Origin of the sequence: Curtanaerobium respiraculi, assembly GCF_024609215.1 — a bacterium.
Classification (GTDB): Bacteria; Actinomycetota; Coriobacteriia; order Coriobacteriales; family Eggerthellaceae; genus Curtanaerobium; species Curtanaerobium respiraculi.
Map to the genome: position 1 here is coordinate 1 of NZ_JANIPD030000044.1, position 25881 is coordinate 25881.

General features: G+C 60.2%; 25 protein-coding genes and 2 tRNA genes. 6 read left to right on the forward strand and 21 right to left on the reverse strand.

What is annotated here, in order from left to right; translation table 11 throughout:
- Positions 1 to 482 precede the first annotated feature (482 nt).
- From NOV21_RS10855 to NOV21_RS10885, 7 genes are all read right to left on the reverse strand, one after another.
- The gene (locus NOV21_RS10855) at positions 483 to 1097 is read right to left on the reverse strand and encodes an L-2-amino-thiazoline-4-carboxylic acid hydrolase (protein WP_283171067.1); all 615 of its coding nucleotides are present in this window, start codon (positions 1095 to 1097) and stop codon (positions 483 to 485) included.
- A gap of 7 nt (positions 1098 to 1104) precedes the next feature.
- Positions 1105 to 1941: a class I SAM-dependent methyltransferase gene (locus NOV21_RS10860; protein ID WP_283171068.1), complete on the reverse strand. Its 837-nt coding sequence runs from the start codon at positions 1939 to 1941 to the stop codon at positions 1105 to 1107.
- 162 nt (positions 1942 to 2103) lie between these two features.
- Positions 2104 to 3192: an ABC transporter substrate-binding protein gene (locus tag NOV21_RS10865; RefSeq protein WP_283171069.1), complete on the reverse strand. Its 1089-nt coding sequence runs from the start codon at positions 3190 to 3192 to the stop codon at positions 2104 to 2106.
- Positions 3193 to 3305: 113 nt separating this feature from the next.
- The gene (locus NOV21_RS10870; RefSeq protein WP_283171070.1) at positions 3306 to 4157 is read right to left on the reverse strand and encodes an ABC transporter ATP-binding protein; all 852 of its coding nucleotides are present in this window, start codon (positions 4155 to 4157) and stop codon (positions 3306 to 3308) included.
- The gene (locus tag NOV21_RS10875; RefSeq protein WP_283171071.1) at positions 4154 to 5176 is read right to left on the reverse strand and encodes a FecCD family ABC transporter permease; all 1023 of its coding nucleotides are present in this window, start codon (positions 5174 to 5176) and stop codon (positions 4154 to 4156) included. The genes NOV21_RS10870 and NOV21_RS10875 overlap by 4 nt, the downstream gene beginning before the upstream one ends.
- A 446-nt stretch (positions 5177 to 5622) precedes the next feature.
- A complete protein-coding gene (locus NOV21_RS10880; RefSeq protein ID WP_283171072.1) occupies positions 5623 to 7134 on the reverse strand; it encodes a sensor histidine kinase in 1512 nt (503 codons plus the stop codon).
- Positions 7134 to 7811, reverse strand: coding sequence for a response regulator transcription factor (locus NOV21_RS10885; RefSeq protein ID WP_283171073.1), 678 nt, complete (start codon positions 7809 to 7811; stop codon positions 7134 to 7136). Before NOV21_RS10885 ends, NOV21_RS10880 begins: the two co-directional genes overlap by 1 nt.
- Positions 7812 to 8035: 224 nt before the next feature.
- On the opposite strand from NOV21_RS10885, the gene NOV21_RS10890 reads away from it, so the two are divergent.
- From NOV21_RS10890 to NOV21_RS10905, 4 genes are read left to right on the forward strand one after another with little or no spacing between them, the layout of a single operon-like run.
- On the forward strand, positions 8036 to 8272 hold the full coding sequence (locus NOV21_RS10890) for a hypothetical protein (protein WP_283171074.1): 237 nt from the start codon (positions 8036 to 8038) through the stop codon (positions 8270 to 8272).
- Positions 8273 to 8298: 26 nt separating this feature from the next.
- A complete protein-coding gene (locus NOV21_RS10895; RefSeq protein WP_283171075.1) occupies positions 8299 to 9210 on the forward strand; it encodes an efflux RND transporter periplasmic adaptor subunit in 912 nt (303 codons plus the stop codon).
- Between the two features lie 8 nt (positions 9211 to 9218).
- On the forward strand, positions 9219 to 9938 hold the full coding sequence (locus NOV21_RS10900) for an ABC transporter ATP-binding protein (RefSeq protein ID WP_283171076.1): 720 nt from the start codon (positions 9219 to 9221) through the stop codon (positions 9936 to 9938).
- Positions 9935 to 11089, forward strand: a complete 1155-nt coding sequence (locus NOV21_RS10905; RefSeq protein WP_283171077.1) for an ABC transporter permease — start codon at positions 9935 to 9937, stop codon at positions 11087 to 11089. Before NOV21_RS10900 ends, NOV21_RS10905 begins: the two co-directional genes overlap by 4 nt.
- A 444-nt stretch (positions 11090 to 11533) precedes the next feature.
- On the opposite strand, the gene NOV21_RS10910 is transcribed toward NOV21_RS10905, so the two are convergent.
- From NOV21_RS10910 to NOV21_RS10920, 3 genes are read right to left on the reverse strand one after another with little or no spacing between them, the layout of a single operon-like run.
- Entirely contained in the window at positions 11534 to 12169 is a 636-nt protein-coding gene (locus tag NOV21_RS10910; protein ID WP_283171078.1) for a TetR/AcrR family transcriptional regulator, read from the reverse strand.
- A 60-nt stretch (positions 12170 to 12229) separates the two neighbouring features.
- Positions 12230 to 13969, reverse strand: coding sequence for an ABC transporter ATP-binding protein (locus NOV21_RS10915; RefSeq protein WP_283171079.1), 1740 nt, complete (start codon positions 13967 to 13969; stop codon positions 12230 to 12232).
- A 14-nt stretch (positions 13970 to 13983) separates the two neighbouring features.
- Positions 13984 to 15738: an ABC transporter ATP-binding protein gene (locus NOV21_RS10920; protein ID WP_283171080.1), complete on the reverse strand. Its 1755-nt coding sequence runs from the start codon at positions 15736 to 15738 to the stop codon at positions 13984 to 13986.
- A 326-nt stretch (positions 15739 to 16064) separates the two neighbouring features.
- Between NOV21_RS10920 and NOV21_RS10925 the strand changes: the two genes are divergently transcribed.
- The gene (locus NOV21_RS10925) at positions 16065 to 16193 is read left to right on the forward strand and encodes a hypothetical protein (protein WP_283171081.1); all 129 of its coding nucleotides are present in this window, start codon (positions 16065 to 16067) and stop codon (positions 16191 to 16193) included.
- A gap of 186 nt (positions 16194 to 16379) precedes the next feature.
- Here the strand turns inward: NOV21_RS10925 and NOV21_RS10930 are convergent, their stop codons facing one another.
- The 10 genes from NOV21_RS10930 to NOV21_RS10975 all read right to left on the reverse strand — a co-directional run bounded on the left by NOV21_RS10930 (position 16380) and on the right by NOV21_RS10975 (position 22732).
- Positions 16380 to 17141 carry a glucose 1-dehydrogenase gene (locus NOV21_RS10930; RefSeq protein WP_283171082.1) on the reverse strand — a complete coding sequence of 254 codons (762 nt, stop codon included), beginning with the start codon at positions 17139 to 17141 and terminating at the stop codon, positions 16380 to 16382.
- Between the two features lie 232 nt (positions 17142 to 17373).
- The gene (locus NOV21_RS10935; RefSeq protein ID WP_283171083.1) at positions 17374 to 18087 is read right to left on the reverse strand and encodes a hypothetical protein; all 714 of its coding nucleotides are present in this window, start codon (positions 18085 to 18087) and stop codon (positions 17374 to 17376) included.
- The gene (locus tag NOV21_RS10940) at positions 18084 to 18878 is read right to left on the reverse strand and encodes a DUF4428 domain-containing protein (protein ID WP_283171084.1); all 795 of its coding nucleotides are present in this window, start codon (positions 18876 to 18878) and stop codon (positions 18084 to 18086) included. Before NOV21_RS10940 ends, NOV21_RS10935 begins: the two co-directional genes overlap by 4 nt.
- Positions 18879 to 18929: 51 nt before the next feature.
- On the reverse strand, positions 18930 to 19358 hold the full coding sequence (locus NOV21_RS10945) for a hypothetical protein (protein ID WP_283171085.1): 429 nt from the start codon (positions 19356 to 19358) through the stop codon (positions 18930 to 18932).
- A 1018-nt stretch (positions 19359 to 20376) separates the two neighbouring features.
- Positions 20377 to 20598, reverse strand: a complete 222-nt coding sequence (locus NOV21_RS10950) for a hypothetical protein (protein ID WP_428978398.1) — start codon at positions 20596 to 20598, stop codon at positions 20377 to 20379.
- Entirely contained in the window at positions 20516 to 21106 is a 591-nt protein-coding gene (locus NOV21_RS10955; RefSeq protein ID WP_283171087.1) for an AAA family ATPase, read from the reverse strand. Before NOV21_RS10955 ends, NOV21_RS10950 begins: the two co-directional genes overlap by 83 nt.
- Positions 21075 to 21344, reverse strand: a complete 270-nt coding sequence (locus tag NOV21_RS10960) for an AAA family ATPase (RefSeq protein ID WP_283171088.1) — start codon at positions 21342 to 21344, stop codon at positions 21075 to 21077. Before NOV21_RS10960 ends, NOV21_RS10955 begins: the two co-directional genes overlap by 32 nt.
- Before the next feature lie 173 nt (positions 21345 to 21517).
- Positions 21518 to 21594: transfer RNA gene (locus NOV21_RS10965), tRNA-Glu, on the reverse strand.
- Between the two features lie 3 nt (positions 21595 to 21597).
- A tRNA-Gln gene (locus tag NOV21_RS10970) sits at positions 21598 to 21671 on the reverse strand.
- 122 nt (positions 21672 to 21793) lie between these two features.
- A complete protein-coding gene (locus NOV21_RS10975; RefSeq protein WP_283171089.1) occupies positions 21794 to 22732 on the reverse strand; it encodes an NYN domain-containing protein in 939 nt (312 codons plus the stop codon).
- Positions 22733 to 22891: 159 nt separating this feature from the next.
- On the opposite strand from NOV21_RS10975, the gene NOV21_RS10980 reads away from it, so the two are divergent.
- Positions 22892 to 24250, forward strand: coding sequence for a CCA tRNA nucleotidyltransferase (locus NOV21_RS10980; RefSeq protein WP_283171090.1), 1359 nt, complete (start codon positions 22892 to 22894; stop codon positions 24248 to 24250).
- Between the two features lie 324 nt (positions 24251 to 24574).
- On the opposite strand, the gene NOV21_RS10985 is transcribed toward NOV21_RS10980, so the two are convergent.
- Positions 24575 to 25867 (reverse strand): amidohydrolase, encoded by a 1293-nt coding sequence (locus NOV21_RS10985; RefSeq protein WP_283171091.1) that lies wholly within the window; start codon positions 25865 to 25867, stop codon positions 24575 to 24577.
- Positions 25868 to 25881: the final 14 nt, after the last annotated feature.

The window sequence follows — 25881 nt, forward strand, 5'->3', positions numbered from 1 at the left end:
GCATCGTGTTGGGGTTTACCCCCGCTTGAACGGCTAGGTCGCGCACCGATGCGACCTTCTCTCCCGGGGCGAGCCTACCACCCGCAACGTCAGACTTGATGCGCACGGCAATCTGCCGCCAGATGGGTGACCCGTCTGCAAACTCCCATGGCACGCCTATCCTCCTCCCATCTGTCTTATTGTACTATGTACTTAGTACAATAAGACATCGATCAAGAGATGTCAACGACGAATATGCAGATATCATGGGATATCTCACGCTCATCGGGGTTTTAGACGCTTTTCTCAGAGTTTGCGCAGGTAAGGATTGGGGAGGTTCGCTCACCGTCTCAGAACCTGCCGGATGGCTCAAGCGTCCAGGGGTGCGGGGTGCTTGCATGTGCGCACCATTGTTCTGGAAGGATGAGACGGTGCCGTCGGGATAGGGCCACCCGCTCCAAAACCCGCGAGATTCGTATCGGGATGATTTCCAGCCCCAGCCCCTACCCCCTTGGGCCCTCCATATCGGACTGCAAGCTGTAGCGGAAGTCGCAGACGTCATCCCCACCGCCGATCGTCTTGGTGCGGGTGAGCCGCACGCCCATCATCTCGGCCATGGGGAAATCCAAGCGGCAAAGATATGGCGTGAGCTCGGGAACCCCTTCGTCTTGGCATAGGAGGCAGATGCCGCAGGCTGTGTAATCCAGGCCGTAGGCGAAGGTGCCATCAGGCTCCACGATGTCGTAGACCCAGTTGTTCTCGCCTCTCAGCTCGTGCGACTCCGCCGCGTGCAGCTTGCGCTCTTCCATCTTGGAAGCGTCCAGATAGGATCCCGATGCGGCGCCGAGGACCCTGCGGACGATCCCGCTGCCCATAAACCCGCGCTCGATGGCCAGGTAGTTCTCCTCGGGCGAGAGCCCGGTATTGCGACTCATGGCTATGAAATAGGCGCCCATCGCATACGATGCCAGCAGGTTGGCCTGGCTCATAGGCTTGGCTCGCCGCAGGATGGCCGCGTATTCCCTGCTCACTTCATTGCGTACGGGTTTCGGGATGGCGCCCCTCACCAGCCTGCCGAAGAACCAGCCTATGCCCCTGAGCTTCATCGTATACTTCATCTTCCACCTACTTCGTGAACAGGAAGTCGCAGGTCTGCCCATCCAGCCGCGCGTGCACCACCTTCGCGCGGCCCCACTTGTCGGCGAAGTACATGAAGACGCGGGTGCGCAGGCCGAGCCTCCATCCCAACTTCCGAGCATCGTCGTAGAAACCGCTGACCTCCAAGAGCCCTATGCCCGCCCTCGCGGCAAAGTCCCGCGGGTCATCCAGCCCGAAGTACATGCGCGCAGCTTCGTTGCCCGTTTTCTCCACGTATCTGTTCGTGAACTCGAGGCCCTTGGTGTCGGTGGCGTCGAAGACGAGCTCGCCCAGAGGAAAGGCAGCCTTCAGGTCGGCGATCATCTGGAGTATCCGATCCTCATGGAAGTACTGCCAAACGCCCGACACTACGAGCAGCGTCGGCAGCGACGCGTCAACGTGCCATGCCCACCCCATCGCGAACATGTCGCCCTCGACGAGCTCCTCGTTTGCAGCCTGGGAGAGCACTCGCCTGCGGATCGCGACGATGTCGGGAAGGTCCACCTGGTAGCAATGCGCCGTGTCGTTTCCAACCCGGCACCAGGTGGTCTCCAGCCCGCCGCCCAGGAACACGACGTTGCCCTTCGGGTTCCGGGAGATGAACGCGCGCACCATCTCGTCGATCACGTGCGAGCGCGCCACCGATGCCATGCACTCGTACTCGCCGGAATTCGCCGCAATGGCACCGCCCGGGATATGCGCCTCCAGAGCGAGCGCCTGCTTGTCGCAGAAGTACTCGGGGAACCGCTTCGACACGTATATGCGCGCCACGAGCGGGATGTAGGTCGTGTCGGGCACGCCCTCAAAAACCTTTTCGCCATCCATATGCCACCTCATTCAGTTAGACATATCTAACCGAATGATAGCACTCGAGAATACGAGCTGATTCACCGCACGGCGAAAGAAGCGCCTGCGTCGAATCGCGGAATCAGGGGACGGGCCGAGGGGAGCACAAGCAACCTCCCGCAACGGGGACGGCAGCGCCTCCTAGAAAAACGAGAGGTATTCCTCGTCGGAGAGCTCGTAGCCATAGAACTGCCTATAGAAGCCCTTGGCCTCTTCTTTGAGGTCGATATCCCCCATCTGCTCCGGATACACCGTCTGCGCGAGCCACATGAAGCCCAAGATGGCTTCGGGGCTGGGACGATCCCACCAGAATCCCGCAATGGGGCACGAGTAAACCTGACGGTTCCGAATTGCCTTCAGATCTTTGATCTGGTCGTTGGCATAGAGAGCCTCTATATCGTTCCCGCCTTGGACGACGATGACATCCGGATCCCATTCGAAGACCTTCTCAATCGTGACATCGCCTTCGATCTCTGATTCCGGCACGGCAAAATCGGCACCGATGGCGTTGACCCAAGTACGCCCCCAGCTAGACTTCTTGTTCGCCTTCGTGATATCGGCCGCGGAGAGATAGTAGACCTTCTTGCGCGCTGACGTGGGTATTCCCGCCGCACGTTTATCGAGCTCGGCAAAGGTTTCGTTCCAGCGTTCGACCAGCTCCTGGGCCTTCGCCTCGTTGCCGAGGATCTTGCCAACGTTCAGGAACTCCTGTTTGAGTGTATCGATGGCCGCCCATCCGATGAGCATGACGTAAGTGGGGATGCCGACATCCGCAATCTGCGCGTTGCCCTTTTCGGAGCTGACGCCCACCAAGGCGACATCGGGTTTCCGGGCGACGAGAGCTTCGATGTTCAAATCGTCGAAGGAGCCGGCGTCTATCACGTCGTTGAACACCGGATACATCTTGAGCAGTTGAGGGAACCTCTTCATGGAAGGCTGCGCAACGATCTTGTCAGCGCCGCCGAAGATGGCAACCTCATGGGTCGCACCGCCGTTGCAGGTAATGGCGATGCGATCGACACTTTCCGGGATGGTGAACTGATTTCCCTTCGCATCGATCACGATGTTCGATGCCTCTTCCGATGAGCTTGAAGCGCCAGGCCCGTTTGACGTGCTTCCTGCCGGCTGCGTGCAGCCGTTCAGCAAGGTTGAACCCGTTGCCGCAACCCCCATGACGATCAAGAGCTCGAAGAAGCGCCTTCTGTCGATCATGTTAGCTTTGCCGTTCATTGCTTTCCTCCTTTTTCGATCCTTCGGATCATTTCCTACCGCTACGCTTCAAAGCGCACCGCGATCGCTGTTTGCAAGCTTGCGACCCCTTGCCACGCGGATCGAAGCCTTTTTCAAGGCATGATCTTGCGGCTCAGCCCCCCTGCTCCCCCGTCACGTGGACAAGGGCCGTCCTTTGTTTTAAGTAGCGGTACGCATGTGGTCACGGAGCCGTCGGGATGCTCGGGCACATCGATGGCGGCTATCTTCACGGGGATGCCGTAGGCATCCCGAAGCGTTTCCTCGGTTACGATCTTCTCGACGGCGTCTATGCGGAAGGGCTTCGTGCGGCTCATGACGGCTGCCTTGTCGCAACACAGGAACGCGTGGTCGGGAAAATGGGAAGTCATGATTATCCCCATGCCCCTTTGGGACAAGGCGCGAATCTGCGCAAGCACCCGCATCTGGTTCCCGAAATCCAGGCTTGATGTCGGTTCATCCATCATGAGAAACGCCGGATTCTGCATAAGCGCGCGGGCGATGAGCACCATCTGGCGTTCCCCGCCGCTGATCTCGGTGTATATGCGATCGCGCAGATACGAGATATCGAGAAGCTCGAGAAGCGCATCGGCCTCCTCGAACGCCTTGCGCGACGGTCCTGCGAAGGGATCGGAACGCGAAATGGATCCCATCACCACCACGTCGATGACCACGAAGGGGAAGGGCGGCTCATGCACCTGCGGCACATAGCCAATGAAAGACGCCATCTCCTTACGGTCTCTATGGTCGAGGGGATGTCCGTCGATATACAGACCCCCGGACGAGAAGGGGATGAAGCCCAGAAGCGATTTGAAAAGCGTCGTCTTCCCCACCCCGTTGGGTCCGAGCAGGCATAACACCTCGCCGCTCTCGATTTGGAAGCTGACATCGTGCACGACATCGATGCCGCGGTAGCCAGCGCAAACATCGCGTACCTCGAGAATCATGGCTGGCCCTTCTTCCTCTTGAGCAGAAGGTAGAAGAAGAACGGCGCTCCTATGATGGAAGTGAGGATCCCCAGCGGTATCTCGACGGTGAACATGTTGCGCGCCACGTTGTCTACCAAGAGCAGGAAGCTGCCACCAGTGAGAAACGACATGGGAAGCAGCTCCTTGCAATTCGGCCCCACGAGGAATCGGGCCATATGGGGGATGATGAGCCCTATCCACCCGATCATGCCCGCTATCGACACCGCCGCTGCGGTCAGCAACGTAGCGCAGAAGATGAACGTCGCGCGCAGCCGGTTCACGTTGAGACCCATCGCCTGCGCCTCCTCATCGCCGAATGCCATGGTGTTGAGTTGCCAGCGCAGAGCGAACAACGGCGCCATCCCCAGGATGGTTGGCGGCAACAGGAAGACGATGTCCTGTAGATTGATGGTCGAAAGGCTTCCCATGAGCCAATATGTGATTTCGGGGAGCTTGCTGTCAGGATCGGCGACGTATTTCGTCAGGGTGATGAACGATGAGAAGAGGGTCGATACGATCATGCCGCCGAGCACCAACATGAGAAGGGCATCTTTCCCCTGGCTCACGCACTTGCAAATGAAATACGCCAGGGCGACCGCCGCGATGCCGAAGATAAACGCATTGACCTGGATAATCGCATAGGGGAGAGACAAGAGTATGGCCAGAGCCGCGCCAAAGCCAGCGCCGGAGGAGGCGCCGAGGATATCGGGAGAGACCATGGGGTTCTTGAAGAGCGCTTGGTACACGCAGCCTGCCACGGAGAGCTCCGCACCGATCACCAGCGCGGCGCAAATACGGGGGAGCCGCACCTTCCACACGATCGTCTGGACCATCTCGCCTTCCGAGCATGGAAGCCCAAAGGACTTGGACACGATGATATCCACCACCGTAGACGGCTCAATAGGATACTGCCCCACCATGAACGACGCGAAGAACAGCACGAGCATGATAATCGAAGCGATGGTTATGTACGCGAAGGTCGATTTTCCCTTTGCCATGTTTACTCCGGCTCGTCGAACTCGCCCGTTCGTATTCCAGATGTCGCGGCACCCTCTGGGATTCTCCTCAGTTCCAAAACAATGCTCCTCGGCAAATTCATCTTCGATCGCACACCAGGGCAAGCAGTCATCATGGGACCCGGCACGCTGATTGCCGGATCGCCCCCGATGATACCGATCCCCACCGGACGCCCGAGAATGGCTACGAAGCTCGATCGAGGACGAACTTCGCACGATCCCCTGCGAATGGTGATAATCTATATATCCTTGCGTAAGGATAATACTTAAACCAGATAAGTCCACCGCTTTATCGATATTCCTATGAGATGGGGGATTCCCCGTAGAGATCCCAGCGGGACGGATAGCGGAATGCGACCGAACCGGAGCTCGGCTTCGGATCGCTCACGGGCTCGCCGGCTTTGCGCAAAGCGCAGCGAGTCGCACGGCTATCGTTCGGGGCGGAACCGGGGGATTCGTATCTCAACGACCGATCCCCGTCCTTGCGGGTTGGGCATGAGGGCGATATCTCCCCCATGCGCCTCCACTATCATCTTCGCGATGGACAGACCGAGCCCCCTGCCCCCACGCGATTCTCGGGCCTTGTCGGCCCTATAGAACCGGTCGAACGCCCTTTCGGCGTCCTCGGGGGCGACCCCGATACCGGTATCGATCACGGAAATGCGCACGCGCCTGCCCTCGAGCGAGGCGTCCACCCGGATCGAATCCCCCTCCGATGTGTATTTGATGGCATTGTCGAGCACAATGGCAAGAAGCTGGCAAAGCTTGGCTCGGTCTGCCGAGGCCGTCGCCCCGCTCTGTGCGCGCGCGGCAAGGTCCTTCCCCTGGAGCTCGGCGTAATCTCGGTAGACGGCAACCATCGACATCACGAGATCGTCGATATCGACCTCTTCCCTCTGAAGCTCGCCTCCGCCAGAATCGAGTTCTGTCAGCGTCAACAGATCGCCCGCCAAACGTGCGAGCCGGTCGGATTCGTCGATCGTTGCGGCTATGCCCTCGAAATGGTCGACGATTCGGTCGTTCGGATGCTCTAAAAGCACCTCTTGAGTCGTCTTGATCACGGCAAGCGGGGTACGCAATTCATGGGAGGCGTTCTGCACGAAGTCCGATTGCTTGCGCCATGATCGCGCGATAGGCTCGACCATTCGACGTGAAAGGAGGTAGCTCACCGCCGCGGCAAGCGCGAGGGCAATCGAGAAACCCACCGCCATCGATCTCGTGAACGTGGTAAGGATGCTCATCTCCGAATCGACATTGGCGACCACTTGGACGTATCCGAGCGCCGAAGGCCCATCGCCCACGGCCGAAGTCGTCATACGGAGCAGGTGCCCATCGCATGAGACCGTCTGCGGGGCGCCGAACGACGAGGGGTCGAAAGGAATGTCCTCAAGGTAATCGGGTTCGATCTCATAGAGGCTGATGGCGCTTTCGGGCGAGCCTTGCGCATCCCGAATCACAAAGATGAACTGGGGTTTCGCCCCGACGTTGCGCTGCATGATCTCGAGCAGCCCCGAGGGGAACTCAAGCCCGAAGTCCGCGGGGAGGGCGATGCCATCCTGCGTGGCATCCGCCGTGGCCCCCTCGCGCTCGGCTCCCCCCGTCGACCCCCCATCGGCGGGCGATTCGAAGGAATCCCCCCCTTCGCCCACCTCGTACGACGAATTCCCGGAACGAACCGGGTCGGCGGCAGAAGCGCCATCGACAGCGCCCCCTGGCACCGGTTCGCCTCCCGATGAGGAACCGCTCTGCCTGATCCCGTTTTCGAGCGACGTTTGGATCCCCTGAAGCTGAGCATCTATGCCGTCGAAGAGGTTATCGCTCACCTGCCGATAGATGAAGAACCCCAGTATCAAAAGCAGGGCCGCGAGGACCACGAAAAGCGCGAGCGTCCCGCGTATCAACTCGCGATTGATCAGTCTCTGCTCCACGCGCGTCGGCACTAGGCATCATCTCCCCCGAATAGATAGCCCGCGCCCCGGATGGTTTGCAGATAACGGTCGTATCCGAAGGGTTTGAGCTGCTTGCGCACAGCGCTTACATATACCTCCACCACGTTCGGGAAGGTATCGGACATGAAGCCCCAAACTTTATCGAATATCTGGGTCTTGGATATCAGCTGACCTTGGCGGCTCACTAAAAACTCGAGCACATCATACTGGCGCCCCCTCAGCTCGAGCTCTTCGCCACCGATAGATGCGGTGCGCGAATCCGGGTAAAGGGTCAGTTCCTTGAAGGTGAATTCGCGCCGGACGAACGAGCTCATGGTCCGGCGCAATATGGCCTCGATACGCAAAAGCAGCTCGTCTTTGGCGAACGGCTTCGTCAGGTAGTCATCGGCACCGCTTCGGAATCCCCGAATCCTATCGTCGATCCCGCGCAGGGCGGTGAGGATGAGGACCGGAGTATCCACTCCCTCGGCACGAAGGCGCTCGAGAACCTCGTACCCGCCCATGTTGGGGAGCATCAGATCGAGCACGATCAGATCGTAGATGCCTTCTTTTGCAAAAAAGTAACCCTCTTCCCCATCGAAAGCCTGTTGAACCGCGTATGTCGGTTCAAGCACCTGGCGCATCGCCTCCGACAGCCTCACGTTATCATCGATAAGAAGGATAACCAAAAGAACCAGCCTCCGTCATCCGAATGGTTGTTAGATCACGAGCCCGGCAGCGATCGGGAAAACGGGGCGGGGCAAGCGTGGGACGCATAAGCGGAAATCTCCGATTTCAAAGAATAATACCCGTTCAAGATGGCCATAGGATAACCAAAATCCGGATTTAAGGAACCTTTAAGGTGACGTTCCCTACAATCGCAGCGCCAACATCGAAATCGAAAGGAGATCCAATGGCAAAGAAAAACACCCTTTCCAGAATCGTCATCATCGCTCTGATCGCGGCAATTGCGGTGGTCGGGGCCCTGCTTGCGGTGCAGCATGCAGGCATCCAGCAGGCAGTCGCACCCAATGCCGCTCAAGATCAGGGCCAGAGCTTCGAGGTCGACCCCGACAATCCGCCCGAAGGCTTCGAGATCATCAGGGACGGGGAAGCGCCCAGCTCCGCCTCCGCAGGAAAAGCATCGTAGCCGCCTGCTTCGACAAGGAAACGAACATGAGCAAAACCACTGGAACAAGGATCGCAATCGTCATTCTAGCCGGAGTGCTGGGAATTCTCATCTGGGCGCTCGTCGGGGGATCGTCTTCTCTCGGCCTGGGCATGCAACAGCCGGACAATGGGGAAGCGGCGCCGCGCACCGCATCGGTCGAAAGGCGCACCATCGAGGCGCTGGTCACCGGACCTGGCGAGATAAAGGGCTCATCGTCCTCGAGGCTTGAATTGGATTCGAAGCGCAACTTCAAGAGCTTCGATCAGCCCATGAACACTCGAATCGCTCAGGGAGAGACGCTTGTCAGTTATACGTACGGCAAGCCGCTCGTCGCGCCCTACGACCTCGTGGTCACCGAGAAGAGCCTTCCGAAAGAGGGTAAGCACGTGACAAGCGAGCACAGTCTGCAGGTTACGCGCATCGACACGATGAACGTCGATATTTCGGTCGGTCAGAACGATGTCGACAAGATCGAGAAAGGGCAGTCCGTAGACGTCGCCATCAGCGGCGACAAGGAGCGCGTGGTCCGGGGGACCGTGGAATCGATCAATCAGGTTGGAACCTACAGCCCTTCCGGATCGAAGTACACGGTCACGGTATCCATCCCGAATGAAGACGGCTCCATCCTCGTCGGCATGGCCGCCAATCTGAGCATCAAGACCAAAGAGGCTGCAAACGTCCTGGCCGTGCCGGTGAGTGCGGTCAAGGTAAACGGGCAGAGCGCCACCGTATCCGTCGTCAAGGCGGATGGCTCCGTGGTGGAAAAGAGCGTCACCCCCGGCCTTTCCGATGGGAAATTCGTCGAAATCACCGGAGAGGTCGCTGAAGGAGACCAGGTCGCGCTCAACGAGATAGGATCGGCAACCGAAACCGCCCATTCGAATCAACCCACCGGGACCCGATCCGCGATGAGCTAGGAGGCGACGTGAACGACCTTAATACCGCGCTCGTCGATCCAACTTGGCCGTTGATCCACATGCGCAATATACATAAGACCTATCTCATGGGCGATGAGCGCGTAAAAGCCCTCGACGGCATCGACTTCACGGTGGAGCGAGGCGAGTTCGTATCAGTCGTCGGAGCCTCCGGCTCGGGCAAATCTACCCTCATGAACATAATCGGATTGCTCGACGTCCCCGACGAAGGCGTCTACCATCTCGACGGCCGCGATACCACGGCGCTGACGGACACCGAACTCGCAAGGATTCGAAACCGGACGATCGGGTTCGTGTTCCAAGATTTCAATTTGCTTCCCACCATAAACGCGGTGGAAAACGTTCGGCTCCCCCTGCTTTATCGCGGCGTCAAGTCGAAGGAAGCTGACGAGAGGGCGCGCGAGCAACTTGCCCGCGTCGGACTCGGCGATCGCGAACGCCATCTCCCCTCGCAGCTCTCGGGGGGACAGCAGCAGCGTGTGGCGATTGCACGGGCGCTCGCCGGCAACCCCGAGGTTCTTCTCGCCGACGAGCCGACCGGGGCGCTCGACTCGCATACGAGCGAAGAGATCATGAGGATTCTCGAGCAGGCGAATGAATCGGGACAGACCATCGTATTCATCACCCACAATCCCGAACTCGCGATGCGCGCGGCTCGGAAGATGACCATATCGGATGGCCATATGCATGAGGAGGTGCCCGCCCTATGAACCTCATCCAAACTCTGCGGGAGTCTTCGCTCAACGTCTTGCGCAACAAGTTCCGCACCGCGCTTACCATGCTCGGCCTCATAATCGGCATCGCATCCGTCATCGTGCTCGTCGGAATCGGAGACGGCTCGAACGAGCAGGTTGCCAAACGCATCCAATCGCTGGGCGGAGATGTCATATCGGCCTACACCTACAACAACCGCAGCCTCGATTACAAAGATATCGAGCGCATCCGCGAAAGCGAAAACGTTCTGGCCGTCTCGCCCTCTAAATTCATCTCCGCAGATGTTACCTGCAACCATACGAAGCTGGGACAGGCAAGCGTCACCGCAGCTGACGAACAGTACCTCGACGCACGCAATCTTTCGCTTGAAAGAGGGCGCAATCTATCGGCAATCGATCGAACCAACAAGAGCAAGGTCTGCATCGTCGGCCAAAAGATCGCGAAAGATCTCGGCGGCGACGAGCAGGCAGTTGGAAAGACCCTCAAGCTCAACGGACATATCTTCACCATCGTCGGCATCATTCGATCTCAGGGAGAGTCGATGGGGACCGACACGGGGAAGCTCGTGGCCATCCCCCTCACCGTCGCGCCCGAGCTCGGCGCCGACATGAGCTTCAACGAAGCCTATGCGCGAGCAGCAAACGAGCAGGTCGATGCGGCGAAAGCCGATTTGGCCTCATATTTCTCCAATGAACGGCAGCTCAGCCCGAACCACTGGACCGTCAACACCCAAGATGAGCTCATCAACGCGACCTCGTCGGTCAATAAGACGATGTCGGCGCTTCTCGGGGGCATCGCCAGCATCTCCCTGTTAGTGGCGGGCATCGGAGTGATGAACGTGATGCTCGTTTCCGTCGCCGAACGCGTGAGAGAAATCGGCATCAAGAAAGCGCTCGGGGCGCGGCGAATCGATATTATGGGGCAGTTCCTTACCGAGTCGCTCATCATCAGCGTGCTGGGAGGCTCTATCGGAATCCTCTGCGGGCTCGGCTTCGGCTTCGCGGCCACGCAAACCGGGGTTGCTTTCGCCCCATCCCCCGCCATCGTCGCAGTGGCGGCGGCGACAAGCATCGGGATCGGCCTGGTGTTCGGACTTGTTCCGGCATACCGCGCCGCTGCTCTCAATCCGATCGACGCTCTCAAATAGGGGCCTTTCCGGCATTCGAATAGCGTGGAAGCAGCCGCCCGGATTAGGCAATAGGAAGATGAAAGGAGCATCAAGCCAATCTGGTTGCCGGTCTTCGTAGACACGGAACCCAGGAATTCCATCTTCAAGGACCGATAGCCGCAGGGCGCGTCTGCACCCTGCGCTATCCTCGTGTACGGAGACGGCAACGATATCCAACAACATCCTGGACCTGCCCGGGAAGGAGCTGCTCATCAAGTCCTACAGGCGGAGTCCTAGCGTCAAGATCGCGGACTTCTGCAAGGCGAACAACATGACAGGCGACATCCCAGACGTGGCTCGGAGGATACGACGTGCAGCAATGGGATGCGAGAACGCTTGAGAAACGACTTTCTGGTGCACGATTTTCGCGAAATCGGTTTTTTCGAGCTTTTTCGCAACGGATTTCCTCAACCCGGCACTTCCTCATGCGTCCTCGAACAGGGCCTCATAACCGCGGTGGTAGAAGCGCACGAGCGCCTGCATATTCGCAAAGGCATCCGCTTCGGCAGGCTCCAATCGGAAGACCTCGAAGAGGCAGGCGAAATACGAGCGCGCGAGCGTGCGAGCGAGCGTATCGGATATCGCGGAGATCTTATCGTCGCCCCCCTCGTTGCGGACATCGACGTAGCGGGTGGTGCTTTCCGCCTCGATCTCCACGAACCGCTCCACGTAGTCGGCCCACGGCGTGCCGCCCGCTTTCTCGAGCACAAGCAGGAACGCATCGCGGTTGTCGTAGAGCACCGAGACGATCCTCTTGTTCACCTCCAGCGTGAAGCCCAGCATGTCCTCCATCCCCTGCCGTTCGAAAGGCTGCTCGTAGAACTTTCTCTGGGCGCTTTCGAAAAGCGAGAGCAGCTCGTTCGCCGCCGGCGCCACGATCGCGTTGAAAAGATCCTGCTTCGTGGAGAAGTATCCGTAGATGGCCCCTGTGGTCAAATCCGCCTTCTGCGCGATGACGCGCAGGGATGCCTTCTCGAACCCCTTCTCCGCGAATTCCCCTCGCGCCGCGTCCAGGATCCTCTCCCGCGACGCGGCGCCATTCATCGTCTTCACCGCCATGCCCTCTCGTCCGCCTGCACCGTTTCGCCCCATTATAGGCAAGCGGTCGGCTCCGGATCGCTACGCGACGGCTATCTTCCATCCGGCGGCGCGTTCGCGCATGTTCACGAAATCGGCGTAGAGGCCGCCCTGCTCCATGAGCTCGCCGTGGGTCCCGCGCTGCACGATGCGTCCGGCATCCATCACGAGTATCTGGTCGGCGTCTCGCACGGTCTTCAGCCGATGGGCGATCATGATGACGGTCTTACTCTGCGTCAGCTCGGCGATCGCCCGCTGCAGATCCAGCTCGTTTTCCGGGTCGACGTTGGCGGTGGCCTCGTCGAGCACGACGATGGGCGCGTCCTTCAGTATGGCGCGCGCGATGGACAACCGCTGCCGCTCGCCTCCCGAAAGCGTCGCCCCGTTCTCGCCGAGGCGCGTGGCGTAACCGTTCGGGAGCGCGGAGATGAACTCGTCGCAGCACGCCCTGCGCGCGGCGGCAACGACCTGCTCGTGGGTGGCGGCAGGCGTGCCGAACTTGATGTTGTTCTCGATGGTGTCATCGAACAGGAATACGCCTTGGAACACCGTCGAGAAATTGGCGAGCAGAGCATCCACCCGGTAGTCGCGCACGTCGCGCCCGCCAAGCGCGATCCTCCCCTCGTCGACATCCCAGAAGCGCTCGATCAGGCGAACGAGCGTCGTCTTGCCAGAGCCGGACGGTCCCACGATGGCGCAGGAGGTTCCGGCGGGTACGGTAAGGCTCACGTCCTCGAGCACCCTGCCCGAACCGTAGCCGAAGGACACGTTCTCGACGTTGATATCCAATCCGGGCGCCTCTTCCAAGCCGGCGCCCTCGTCCATGCCCTTGACGGCGAGCATGGCGTCGACGCGGCCCATGGCAACTTCGATCTGGCGCAATATGGTGGAGAATGCGCCCGACATCTCGAGTCGGCTGAACACCATGAACGATGCGACTATCATGGTCAGGCTGATGCCTGCGTCCATGGAGCCGGAGACGAGCAGCCAGCACGAGAGCAGGCACATGGCGACGCTCGACGCCTTCGATACGAAGGCCTGCATGACAGCGAAGCGCATCGCGGCAAGCTCGAATGCGACATTTTGGCGCTCGCAATCGGCTATAGCGCCGGAAAGGCGGTCTTGCGCGCTATCGAGCAGGGAAAACGCCCGCACGACGCCGATTCCGCGCACGTATTCGAGCACGGCGCCCACGATGCGCGCCTGCGCCGCGACGCGCTTGTCGGAAGTGGCGCGGACGAAGCGCTGCAGGAGTTCCATGCTTCCGGCGAACAGCGCGATGGTTACCAGCGTGAGCAGGCCGAGCCGCCAATCGAGCACGAACATCATGGCACAGATCATGAGCGAGAACGCCAGCCCGCCGAGCACGGCCTGATAGACCATGCCGCCGAGGTTCTGCACATCGTCGAGCGTGTTGGTCATGACGCCCGTCACCTCACCCAGGCTCTTCTCGTTGAAATACCCCATGGGGAGATGGCGCAGCCTGTCCCCCACCTCAGCGCGCTTCCTCCCCGCATTGCCATAGTTGGCGAAGCAGAAGTTCATGCTCGAGAGGTGGGCGGTGATGAACGAACCCGCGATGCTCGCCAGCATGATGGCGAGCGCGACGAGCGCGGTGGATCCGGACACCGTGCCGTGTGCGAGGTCGGTGAACACGACCCAGAGGGCCGTGATCTGCAGCGCCTCGAACAGCGCGTGCAGGAAGGTGAAGACGAGGCCGCGGATGAGCTTCGGCTGATAGGCGCGTCCGAATGCGAAATACTCTCTGAGAACGGAAATCATGGCCGCACCCTCCTTCAGGCTGCGTCCCGCGCACCGATGTGGGCGCGGTACATGTCGGCATAGAGCGGGCAGTCCGCCATGAGCTCGTCATGGGTCCCCTGCGCCTCGATACGGCCCTGGGATACCACGACGATGGCATCTGCGTCGCGCACGGTGGAAAGGCGGTGGGCTATCACCACGAGGGTCTTGCCGGCCACGAGTCGCGCGACGGCCGATTCGACCTCGGCCTCGCTCTCGGGGTCGGCGTAGGCCGTCGCCTCGTCGAGCAGGACGATGGGAGCGTCTTTGAGCATGGCGCGCGCGATGGCGACGCGCTGGCGCTCGCCTCCCGAAAGATGACCGCCCGAGCTGCCTACAACGGTTTGGTAACCGGCGGGCAGACCCGTGATGAAATCGTGGCACCCCGACGCCTTCGCGCAGGCGACCACCTCGTCATCGTCCGCATCGGGGCGCCCCATGCGGATGTTGTTCATGATGGTGTCGTCGAACAGATAGCTGTTCTGGTCCACATAGGCGACCTGCTCCGCCAGCTGATCGGCGGTGAGCTCTTCGAGCGAACGGCCCCCGATGCGCACGCTGCCGCCGTCCGGGTCCCAGAATCCGGCGATGAGGCGGGCGAGCGTCGACTTGCCCGAGCCCGACGGCCCCACGAGCGCCGTCACGCCCCCCTCTTCGATGGAAAGGTCGACGCCGTGGATGACCTCCGCATCGCCGTACGAGAAGCGGACATCCGAAAGCTCGATGCCATGGCCGTCGAGGTCGGCCGGCGCGGATGCGCGGTGCTGGTCGGCAATGTCGAGCACCCGCGAGATCTCGCCCACCGTGGTGCCGATCTGCGCCAAGGAGTCGGTGAAGCTCATAGCCGAGTACAGCGGAGGGAAGATGCCCACCGAAAGCACGGCGCACATGGCGAAGGCGGCAGGCTCGAGCGTGCCCTGGGAGACGAACAGGCAGCCCAGCGGCAGCACGGTCACGAGCGTCGCCGGCGCCACGGACAGCGTTCCGTCGGACCATATCTGGCAATGCGCCATCCAATCGATGAACGAATGCGCCGACGTATGCACGGCACGGGAGAACTTCTCGTACGAGCTGGCCGATTGGCCGAATGCCTTGATGACCTCGATGCCCGCGACGTACTCCACCGAGGCGTCGTTCATGGCCTTGCCCGCCTCGACGGTGCGGCCGTACCATTCCTCGTAGTCCCGTGTCATCCCCGCCATGCACAGCATGCCGAGCGCGATGGGCACGAGCGCGGCGAGGGCGAGCCTCCAGTCGAGGGTGAACAGGTACACGATGACTGCCAGGGGCACCAGCAGGTTGGAGGTGAGCTCGGGCACGGCATGGGCGAGCATGGTCTCGATGCTGTCGACCTTCTCCACCATGAGCGATTTCAGCGTCCCCGAAGGGGTCTCGAGCACGCGGCCCATGGGGACGTGGACGAGCTTCTCGGCCAGGAGGCGGCGGATATGCGAGATCGTGGCGAACGTGGCGATGTGCGAGATCGCCGTGGAGGCGAAGTGGAACACGAGGTAGACGAGGTAGCCGACGGCGGCAACGATCCCCCAATACAGGAAGAAGCTCCACTCCCTCCCCCCGTCGAGGATCCCCGCGACCATGTTGCCGGCGGCGAAATAGGGAACGATGCTCCCGGCGACCCCGATGATCGCCAGAACGACGCTCACGGCATAGCTGCCCTTCCGCTCCGACCACCCCAAGAGCAATGCCACGGGGGAGGGATCTCTGGGCGTTTCAGATTTCGAACGAGCCATATCCGTCCTTTCATTTGTTAGGGTAAGCTAACTATATAACACTGTTATATCGATTTGAAAAGACCGATTGGCGAAATCCCCGAACGCGAGGCAGGGGTGCGACGGTTTTCTCGGAGCGTCTCTCTGTTAGCGGTTATTCGGAGCTCCTTCTTGCTGATACACGATATCAGCTCCCCGCAATCGCCGCAGCGAAATCCCGCGCCGATTCGTGGACGAAGAAGCTCCGCGCGATATCCTGTGCCGTGGCGTCCGCGCGCACGAGGAACCGTGCGTCAACGGCTGCACCAGCTCGACCGGCGCGACGTCGTCCGCGTGCACAAGGAACCGTGGACCGTCCCTTAGGGTACGGCTCCACGGACAACGACCGCATCGCCGTGGCCGAAGACGGGAGCATCATGCAGGGATACGGGGTGGCTGCGCGGCGCCCGCCTTCACGATGCCCGACGATGACGTGAAGGTCACTGCCGCGTCGAGGAGCTCGATGCCCCGAACCGAGCAGCGATGGCCTGCGCTCGGAAGGGCCTTCCTCCCAAGACGATGGCGCTGGCAGAGGAAATCGCCCGAGCCGCGAAAAAAACCGTGCCTCGGGGGAGAATCCCGAGACACGGTTCCACGTTGATGCGATCTGACCGGCAGACAGGCTATGCTGCGTCCCACCCGCCATCAACCGGCATGATCACGCCGTTGACGAAGCTTGATTCATCGCTGGCGAGGAACAGCATGGCCTGCGCCAACTGCTCTGGCTCGCCCTGCCCGGGAAGGTTCGCCATGTTCAGTTTGACGCGATTGTAACCTGCCTCGCTTACCCCGGTCATCGACTGGGCGATATTGGTCTTCACCGCACCGGGGGCGATGGCGTTGCAGCGAATACCGTCGGGGGCGTACATGAAGGCGGTATTGCGCGTAATGCCCACGCCCGCGTGCTTGCTCGCCGTGTAGGCGACGCCGGCAATAGCGCCGCGCAGGCCGCCGTCGGACAGGTTGTTCACGATAACCCCCTTGATGCCGTTCTCCTTGAAGTAGCGCACCGCGTACTGGCAGGAGTACAGCAGGCTCTTCACGTTCACGGCGAACACCTTGTCCCAACGCTCCTCGGCGATGTCTTCGATGCCCTCCATGCCATCCATGATGCCGGCGTTGTTCACGATGATATCGAAGCGCCCCCACGTGCTGATTGCAAACCGGAACATCGCCTCGACCGATTCCCTGCTTGCCACGTTCGCGATGCAGCCGACAGCCTCCCCGCCAGCATCCTTTATCCCGGCGACGACGTCGTTCACACGATCCTCGGCGATATCGGCGACCACGACTTTGGCACCCTCCCTTGCGAAGAGCTCCGCGGTTGCTTTGCCCATGCCGCTTCCAGCTCCGGTCACGATGGCGATCTTGTTTTCGAGCCTCATGGTATTTCCTTTCCGAGAACGGTTTGCCTGTTCTGGCCATACAGGCGCAGGGTACCGGAAGGACGCGATCCCGCCAGAGGGAATAATCCCTTGATCGGGGAGCAGAAAGCTATCCATGATGATCGAGGGCGTGTTCTCTCCTCGGTGCAAGAATCAGCGTATGCTTTTTCTTGCACCGAGGAGAGGACGGACGGCATCGGCAGCTGCCAGAACGAGCACCAGCAGCGCGCGTCTACACGAAAAGAACGGTGACGACGGTCCCTACGGTGAGGATGAACGTTACGACGGACGACATGCACAAGCCGACGATTCCGCAGAAGCGGCCCGTGTAGGCTTTGTGCTGGTAGCCGCGCTTGAGCAGCACGGAATTCGCCACGAGTATTGCGGTGACGCCCAACACGACCGCCGGAATACCCGTGAAGAACAGGAAGAGCGAAGCCAAGCCGAGTACGAGCGCCAAGATCGAGATGCCGTTCGACTCGGGCGGAGCGATCTTCACCAGGCTCAAAATGTTCTCGACCGTCCCGTCCGCGTTCGGCTGGACGGGGACTGGGCGCTGCCACCTGGGCGGGCCGGCGAGCAGGCTCGCGTCTGCGAGCAGGGACTCCAGGTACGCGGCGTAGAGTGCCAGCGCCTGGGGCGCCACCCCGCGTAACTCGCCCGAAAGCCCCATATCGCCGGTGTCGCGCGCCAAACTCCGGAGCTGTGCCTGCTGCCCGGCGGAGTTGGCCATGACCGCCAAGACCACCTTGCCCGAACGCGGGAAGACGCATATCACGCTGCGCCCGGTCGCAGGGAGCATGACGTAGTCCTCGAACGCACCGGCGGCGGGCCTTCCCACCACGAAGTCATTGTAACGGGCCTTGTCCCAGCGCTGCTGCATGAGATCGGAAAGCTCCCGCAGGGTCAGGGTCCGATTGGTTGCAATGGCTTCGCGAGTCTTCACCTTGACCGGCTTTCCCCGACCGAGTCGGCGGCCTTCTTAAATGCGGACAACATAGTGGGGCGGTACCCCCAGTCAATTCTGGGACAGTTGCCCGTTACGCGGAGTATGGGCTGCGAAGCCGTACCGGTGATCATCTGGGACAGGCGGTAGCATTCCGCATACCAGTTATCGTACTGCTGGTGGGACTGCTCGGACATGGTTGTCTTCCCTACCGGACCGTAGCCGCCGGGAAGAGCGCGCCGGTCCATGCCCCCGTGCACGTACCCGGCGACGGCCGGGAACTCGGCGTGCCGCATGAGCGGCAAGTTCACGGCGATTCCGATGTGGAAAAAGTAGAAGTGCGTGCGCGAATCGACTGCCCCGGCATCCCCGCACTCTTCTTCGATGTACTCGACGACGACGGCGTGCACATCCTGGACGTCGGCCAGACGCATCACGTCGGCATGCCCATCGTTACCGCACACCACGCGGAACAGCCCCCTCGCACGGTCGACCTCGAAGATCGTCTCGCCATTCGTGATGTCGGTGTAGACCTCCACCGGGTTGAATACCGCATCGAGCTGTTTGCAATCCTCACGCCACGCCAAGTGGGCGCGGTACTCATCTACGGTGAAGGGCGTGAAGGACTTACCACCCGAGGGACTGTCGAGCGGGACCATTTCGACATAGGGCGAAATACGCTCCTGGCAATCCTTGCAGAGCCACCCGCCATCGATCAACGACCCGCCGCGTAAACCGCCCGTTTTCGCCCCGCATGCAAGGCACAGCTTGTCTTTCCCAAAAAGCCCCATGGCCCTCGCCCTCCTCTGCATCTCCTGCAGTTTTGCGAACGCTCCCGCCGGCTATGCGGTTCCCTTCTTGACGAAGGTCGCATCCACGCGGGTCAGATGGAGCTTTCCGTCAGTCAGGGTGCCTTTGCATATATCGTCAGCTGCCTTAAGGTACATTTCGGTTTCGCTCGACGCTTCCCAGACCTCATCAACGCTCTTCGACTCTCCGGTTTTCCCGTAGTTGAGCGTTCCGGTGCCGTCCGCGTTAATTGTCAGGTTCATGTAATAGCCGACCTCCTTCTGAGCGAGGACGACGTCTTCGTGCGATCTGGCGTCGAGCTCGTAGACCTCCCATTCGCCCACGAAGTTGGCAGCGTATGGGGTTGCGGAACTCGAAGACGGCTCGCTCGAAGCTGACGGGCTGCCGCCGCAGCCCACGAGGGCGAAGCACAACGCGCATGCCACCGCGATGATTACGAGCGCAAGTTTCCTGTTCTCCACGGGATTCCCCTTTCCCCAAGCCGGTATGCGCAATGCGCACTATCTCTGAAGAACATATCCCCGCGAGGGGTGCGTGCGTCAAGGGGAAAACCGTGCCAATCGTGACACGGTTCGCGCCAAACGCTTTCGACGGACCACGGCAAACAGCTCTCGTTTCAGCGCGGTCTGGAGTCTGCGGATCGGTTCCGGTCGCCCTGAGGGCCAACATCCCGCCTTTCTCGCTTTTTTCGAACCTGCGATTCTCCTCCTTACGTGCGTAGTTTTGCATCCGACCAGGTCAAATGGGTGAACAAATGGATCGCCTTTTCATCCCATACCTCTCTCGAATGAGAAACCCTCGAAGTTGGCGCTCCGGAGCCCGTTTTATGCCCTCCAGCTTCCGAAAAGCCTAGAAACCCTGAAATTTGGCGCTCGGACAAACCAAAGAAGCGCACTACGTTGGGAAAGGTCATCGTGAGTGGCAAGCGCCTCATTCCGCTCAAAGGATGAGGCTATATTCCAAGAGCTGTTCTCACGTGCTTGAGGTAATTCTTCTTGAAGGACTCGATTGTTCCGAAGAACTTAGAGGATAAGCCCGTCGTGGATATCGACCCACACTACGCTATTTAGATGAGCTCGAGCCCATTCTTCACTAACTCAAAGCTAAATGAAAACCGACTAATTCCTGACCAAAGCCAACCTAGTCAGTGTGAGCCATGCCAAAGTCAGCATCCAGTCAGTCGTGAAATCGTTACCGCTAACAAAAATCTGGGCTGTGCACGTAATCTTTCGGTAGGTAAAGACCAGAAGGCGGATCGTATGCCTTATGCCAACGTCCATCATCTATATCGTCCTGCACCCATACCCGCTTCAAGGTAACGAGTAAAATATGAAGGGCGCTATCGAGGCCTTACCAGTTTCTTTTCTTGACAATGTCAGTACGAAAGCTGTCTTTCACCACTTTTTCCAGTTAATCTCAGCTAAACATTACACCCCTTGTTGATCGCACGCCATATAGCGAAGCCGCTCGCCGCATTGCCTAGCGCCACGCCCGCATAGATCTCCCAGTCGCGTCGCATGAGCCAATCGCGACCATGTTCTCGTAGACGTGGCCCCAGTCCATGTTTCGCGTGCCCAGTTTCGCATAGCGGAAAGCATGGTCGGCGAGGTAGTACTTGTCACCACTCATCAGGTACCTCTTTCCGCGGATGTCGTAGCGGCGTACGCGGTAAAACGCGAAGGCTTCGCATAGGTAGTCCATGTATGCGCCGACAGTCTTGTCGTTGGCCTTTTCGCCACCGTTTCTTCAGGGCATCAGCGATACTGCGCGCGGAGCTGATGTTGGAAATGTTGTCCATCATGAAATCCGCGAGCCGATTGAGCATTTCCGGATTGCGTATACCGTGTTTCTGCCTGATGTCGCGTACGATAAGCGTGTCGAAAACATCGGCGACGTATCGGTAGCGATCCCCTTCGTTTTTATACACGTGCGAGCCCGACATGCCGCCCGTTCTCGTATACGATTCGAAAGCGGCGTCCACGCTGCTGGAATTGCCGAAGTATTCGCGGTATTCGGAGAAGGAGAACGGATAGATCTCGAACGTGCGCCCGGTAAACAGCGTGGCGAGGTCGCTGCTCATGAGGAAGGCATTCGAGCCCGTGATGTAGATATCGTACTTCTCGGAGGCATGCAGCCAGTTGACTGCCTTCTCGAAACCTTCGACAACTGAGCCTCGTCTATGAGGAGGTATTTTCGACGCCAGCGACATAGTGTTCTTCCACGTACCCGTTCAGCGCATGGTATTCCATCAGCATCTCGTATTCGGCAAGGTTGAAGTTCACCTGCATGATGTTTGCCTTGTGGTCGCTGCTCTTTATATATGCTTTGAACGCCTCGAGGAGCTTCGATTTGCCGGCGCGCCTCACTCCCGTAATCACCTTGATATCGGGAGTGCCCATCACGTCGATGAGCTTTTGAAAATACGGTTTCCGCTCTATGAGTTTCATGCCAGTTTCCGATTCCTCTATACCTATTTCGCGATATCGCAATAATTTCAATTTCGCGAAATAGGTGTAGAACAACCTCTCCGAATCCATTATGCAAGTTCTTTGCAAGTTGCCAGCAGTTTCTGGCCGAAGCAAAAAAGGCCAGGGCTCTAAGCCACTGACCTAGGAAAATTTGGTAGCCCGTACGAGATTCGAACTCGTGATCTCCGCCTTGAGAGGGCGATGTCCTAAACCGCTAGACGAACGGGCCATATGGCTGGGGTAGCAGGAGTCGAACCCACACATATGGTACCAGAAACCACTGTACTACCATTATACGATACCCCAGTAGGTGCGATCCGCGCTCCGCTCAAGCGCCTCAACGCGAGTGGATATACTACGCATCGTCCCCGCTCACGTCAAGCAGCTTGCACGATTATGGAGAATGAAAGCACAACCCGCCCGGGAACCTACTCGTATTCGGGAAACACGCGCGTCACGCCATCCACCTGCTCCATCATCACGCCGTCCACGTCGCGCGCGAACTTGCTCAGCTTGCTGTACCCGAAATCCTTCATGTTGAAGTCGGGGAACTCGTCGTGGATCTTGCCTCCCAGCACGCCCAGCGCAACGCCATCGCGCGAGCGGCTCCTCACGAGCTCGCGCATGAACGCCACCACGTTCTGCAGCAGCGCATCCGTATCGCGCAGGCTCACCAGCACGCTGTTCTCGCGCCGGTCGACGCGCAGGTTCGGGAAACTCTCCAAGAACTTGCTCAGCTGGCTGTATCCGAACGAGCGCACGTCGAAATCGGGGTAGATGCGCACCAGGCGGCTTCCCAACTCCGATGCAGACACATCGCCGCCCGCATCGTTGATGATCCCCGTGATGGCATCCGCGACATCGCGCTGGCTCGTTCCCTCGTCCTGTTGGGGCGAAGGAGCCACAGACTCTTCGGTCTCGTCGGCCTCGATCACCAATTCCAGGCTGGTGAACACCGTGCAGGCGCTACGAAACGACCGCGGGGTCTTCTTCTCCCCCATGCCCACCACGGTCATGCCGGCATCGCGTAGGCGGCTTGCCAGCCGCGTGAAGTCGCTGTCGCTTGACACGATGCAGAATCCGTCCACCTTGCCCTCATACAGGATATCCATGGCATCGATGATCAGGAAGCTGTCCGTGGCGTTCTTGCCCTTCGTGTTGGCAAACTGCTGCATGGGGGTCAGCGAGTATTCCGCCAGCACATCCTTCCATTTGCCCATCTGAGTGCTGGTCCAGTCACCGTAGATGCGGCGGTAGGTCACCTGGCCGTGACGGCTGGTCAGCTCGTTCATGATGCCCTGGATATACTTGGCCGACACGTTATCCGAGTCGATGAGCAGGGCGAATGACTTGCGTTCTTCTTCCATGCATGCGCTTTCTCGTGCGAAACCCCCTGCGGGGGCGTATGCCCTGCGGAGGCGTATGACGCGGAAGCCGTACGGCATCGTAAGTCGATTGCGCGCAAAAACCGCCGCGTCGTTTGCTTTAGCCGATATTCTAACGCACGGCACAGGTACAATAGCCGCATGAGCAAAGACAGCACCATATCCGTACCTGCTAGCGATTCCGCACTCCGCGCGCTCTCCATCCTTGAGGATGCCGGGCTCGAGGCATGGATGGTGGGCGGCTGCGTGCGCGACGCCCTGCTCGGCCGACCCGTCAACGACATCGACATCGCGTGCTCAGGTCTATGGCGGGAAAGCAAGGCGGCATTCGAGGCGGCAGGATGCAACGCGTTCGAAACCGGCACCGCCCACGGGACGATAACCGCCCAGGTGGACGGCGAACTGTTCGAGGTGACCACCTACCGCGTGGATGGATCGTACTCCGACGGCCGCCATCCCGATACGGTCACGTTCACGCGATCGATCGACGAGGATCTCGCCCGCCGCGATTTCACGGTGAATGCAATGGCATATCATCCGGATCGCGGCTTGCATGACCCGTTCGTGGGACGGGAGGACCTCGCCGCAAAGGTGCTGCGCGCGGTCGGCTCTCCCGAGAAGCGCTTCCAGGAGGATGCCTTGCGCATCGTCCGGGGCGTACGCTTCGCCAGCCAACTAGGGTTCGCGATCGAACCCGCCACCGCGCAAGCCATGCGCTTCCAAGCAGCCGGGCTGCAACGCATCGCGGTGGAGCGCATCGCCCACGAGCTGACCGGCATGCTCTGCGGGGAGCACGTCCACGACGCACTCATGGACCACGCCGACATCGTGTTCGCCGTCCTCCCCGAGCTGCGACCGCTCTATCGGTTCGAGCAGCACACGAAATACCATATCTACGACGTGTGGGAGCACACCGCCTACGTGGTGGAATACGTTGAATCCGCCCCGCTCAACCGTTGGGCGGCGCTGTTCCACGACTGCGGCAAGCCCGATGCCTTCTTTATGGAAGGCGACGTCGGGCATTTCTACGGCCATGCGAAGCTTTCGGTGCCCATCGCGAAAACGGCGATGGGCAGGCTGAAGCTGCCGCCTCGGTTCATCCACGACGTCTGCCTACTCGTCCGCGAGCATGACACCGTAGTGCCCCCGAAGCCGAAAAGTGTGAAGAGGATGCTGCGGAAGTTGGGCGGCAGCGAAAGCCTGTTCCGCGACCTCTGCGACCTCAAGCGGGCGGATTCCCGCGCGCACGCCCCCGACCACCGCACGGGCATCGGGCTCGCCAACGAACTGGAAGCATGCCTCGATCAGGTGCTCGCCGAAGGCCAGGCGTTCACGTTGAAGCAACTCGCAGTCAAAGGCGGCGATATCATCGCCCTCGGCGTACCGGCGGGGCCGAGCGTGGGCATGATCCTGAACCAGCTCCTCGAGGCCGTTATGGAAGAGCGCGTGCCCAACGATCGAGATGCCCTGATCGACCTTGCGCTCCGCCTGCGCAGCTAAGCCCCTGGCATGAGCGGGAAAACCAGGAAGCCTTACGACCCCGCCGCCCCTCGGAGCGAGACGCCCTGTGGAATATTCTGAACATCCTCTATGTGCGCCATTCATAATGGCGCAACCTTTCGCTGCATGCGAAAGATTCAAGAACAAGCATGAGGCAGCGCAATGCAGGGGCCTTCTGAAGGTTGATTATCTTCAGAAGGCCCCCAATGAAGCGGGGTCCCACAGGGCGTCCCGCTCCGAGGGGCGAGCCTCGCTGGCACGTCAGACAACGAAGAACCGATTTCGAGACGCAGATACCTACTTGCCCCGGCAGGGCTGCATCCTCTACAGCGCGCCCTCGATGCGTTCGACCGTGGCGGAACATTCCGCCATCGCGCGCTCGACATCGATTCCCGACCACGCGCCATCGCGATACCGTACGCTGCCATCCACCATGGTAAGGCACACGTCGGACCCGTGTCCCGCGTACACCGCGTTCGCCACCATATCCGTCGCCGGGCTCCATGAGGGACCGCTCGCGTCCAGCACGCATAGATCGGCCTTGAAACCCTCCTTTACCAGTCCGCAATCATCGCGCCCCTGCGAGAGGGCGCCCGCCCGCGTGGCGGCGAACAGCACCTGGGCTGGCGTGATAGCTGCCGCGTCCCGCGTCGAACCGCACGTGGCCAGCGCCATCGTGTACGCATCCTGGAACATGTCGTGGTTGTTGTTCGAAGAGCAGCCGTCGGTGCCCAGGGCCACCTGCACGCCTTCGGCGAGCATGCGCTTGACCGGTGCGAACCCGCTGCCCAGCTTCATATTGGACACGGGGCACGTCGCCACCGTCACGCCCGCCTCGCGCAATATGGCGAAATCCTCGTCCTCCAGCCAAACGCAATGCGCCGCCGTGGTTGGGTTCCCGAACACGCCTAGGCTGTTGAAATACGCGATGGGCGTCATTCCGCCGTGGCGCTGCTTGCATTCCTCGGTCTCGAGCTCGGTCTCGCTCGCATGCAGATGCATGCGCAGGCCCCGCTCGGCGGCGTATTCCGCCGCGCCGCGACACGTAAGCGGATTGCTGGTGTACTCGCCGTGGATGCACACGTCCAACCTCAGCCGGCCGTCGCTCGCACCGTGATAGCGCAGCAGATCCTCATTCAGTTTGAATAGGGGATATTCCCGATAGGGCTTCTTCTCGAAGGCAAGCAGCCCTTCGCATGCGTTGATCTTCATGCCCGCCTCGTCCGCCGCCTTGAAACGCAGCTCCGTGGCGTAATACATGTCGGTGAAGCCCACCGTGCCGTAGCGGAGCATCTCCGCGCACGCCAGCACCGTTCCCCAGTAGTTGTCCTCGGGGGTCATCTTCGCCTCGAAGGGCCAGATGCGGTCGTTCAACCAGGCTTGCAACGGCATCGCCTCGCCGTAACCGCGCAGAATCGTCATGGCGGAATGTGCGTGCGCGTTGAACATCCCGGGCATCAGCAAACGGCCTCCACCTGGGTATACCTCGCCGTATCCACCCGCATCGACCGGCGGCTTGTCCCCAACATACGAGATGCGGTCGCCTCTCGTGCCCACCCAGCAGTGGGGCTTGAAGCGGAAATCCTCGTCGATGATGCCGATATCGCTGAATAGCATGCGCGCCTCTTTCG

Bases quoted from the DNA above. Each gene is read 5' to 3' on its own strand.
- NOV21_RS10855 (WP_283171067.1), bottom strand. From the start codon at position 1,097: ATGAAGTATACGATGAAGCTCAGGGGCATAGGCTGGTTCTTCGGCAGG.
- NOV21_RS10860 (WP_283171068.1), bottom strand. From the start codon at position 1,941: ATGGATGGCGAAAAGGTTTTTGAGGGCGTGCCCGACACGACCTACATC.
- NOV21_RS10865 (WP_283171069.1), bottom strand. From the start codon at position 3,192: ATGAACGGCAAAGCTAACATGATCGACAGAAGGCGCTTCTTCGAGCTC.
- NOV21_RS10870 (WP_283171070.1), bottom strand. From the start codon at position 4,157: ATGATTCTCGAGGTACGCGATGTTTGCGCTGGCTACCGCGGCATCGAT.
- NOV21_RS10875 (WP_283171071.1), bottom strand. From the start codon at position 5,176: ATGGCAAAGGGAAAATCGACCTTCGCGTACATAACCATCGCTTCGATT.
- NOV21_RS10890 (WP_283171074.1), top strand. From the start codon at position 8,036: ATGGCAAAGAAAAACACCCTTTCCAGAATCGTCATCATCGCTCTGATC.
- NOV21_RS10895 (WP_283171075.1), top strand. From the start codon at position 8,299: ATGAGCAAAACCACTGGAACAAGGATCGCAATCGTCATTCTAGCCGGA.
- NOV21_RS10905 (WP_283171077.1), top strand. From the start codon at position 9,935: ATGAACCTCATCCAAACTCTGCGGGAGTCTTCGCTCAACGTCTTGCGC.
- NOV21_RS10910 (WP_283171078.1), bottom strand. From the start codon at position 12,169: ATGGCGGTGAAGACGATGAATGGCGCCGCGTCGCGGGAGAGGATCCTG.
- NOV21_RS10915 (WP_283171079.1), bottom strand. From the start codon at position 13,969: ATGATTTCCGTTCTCAGAGAGTATTTCGCATTCGGACGCGCCTATCAG.
- NOV21_RS10920 (WP_283171080.1), bottom strand. From the start codon at position 15,738: ATGGCTCGTTCGAAATCTGAAACGCCCAGAGATCCCTCCCCCGTGGCA.
- NOV21_RS10930 (WP_283171082.1), bottom strand. From the start codon at position 17,141: ATGAGGCTCGAAAACAAGATCGCCATCGTGACCGGAGCTGGAAGCGGC.
- NOV21_RS10940 (WP_283171084.1), bottom strand. From the start codon at position 18,878: ATGGGGCTTTTTGGGAAAGACAAGCTGTGCCTTGCATGCGGGGCGAAA.
- NOV21_RS10950 (WP_428978398.1), bottom strand. From the start codon at position 20,598: ATGGACTACCTATGCGAAGCCTTCGCGTTTTACCGCGTACGCCGCTAC.
- NOV21_RS10955 (WP_283171087.1), bottom strand. From the start codon at position 21,106: ATGTCGCTGGCGTCGAAAATACCTCCTCATAGACGAGGCTCAGTTGTC.
- NOV21_RS10960 (WP_283171088.1), bottom strand. From the start codon at position 21,344: ATGAAACTCATAGAGCGGAAACCGTATTTTCAAAAGCTCATCGACGTG.
- NOV21_RS10975 (WP_283171089.1), bottom strand. From the start codon at position 22,732: ATGGAAGAAGAACGCAAGTCATTCGCCCTGCTCATCGACTCGGATAAC.
- NOV21_RS10980 (WP_283171090.1), top strand. From the start codon at position 22,892: ATGAGCAAAGACAGCACCATATCCGTACCTGCTAGCGATTCCGCACTC.
- NOV21_RS10985 (WP_283171091.1), bottom strand. From the start codon at position 25,867: ATGCTATTCAGCGATATCGGCATCATCGACGAGGATTTCCGCTTCAAG.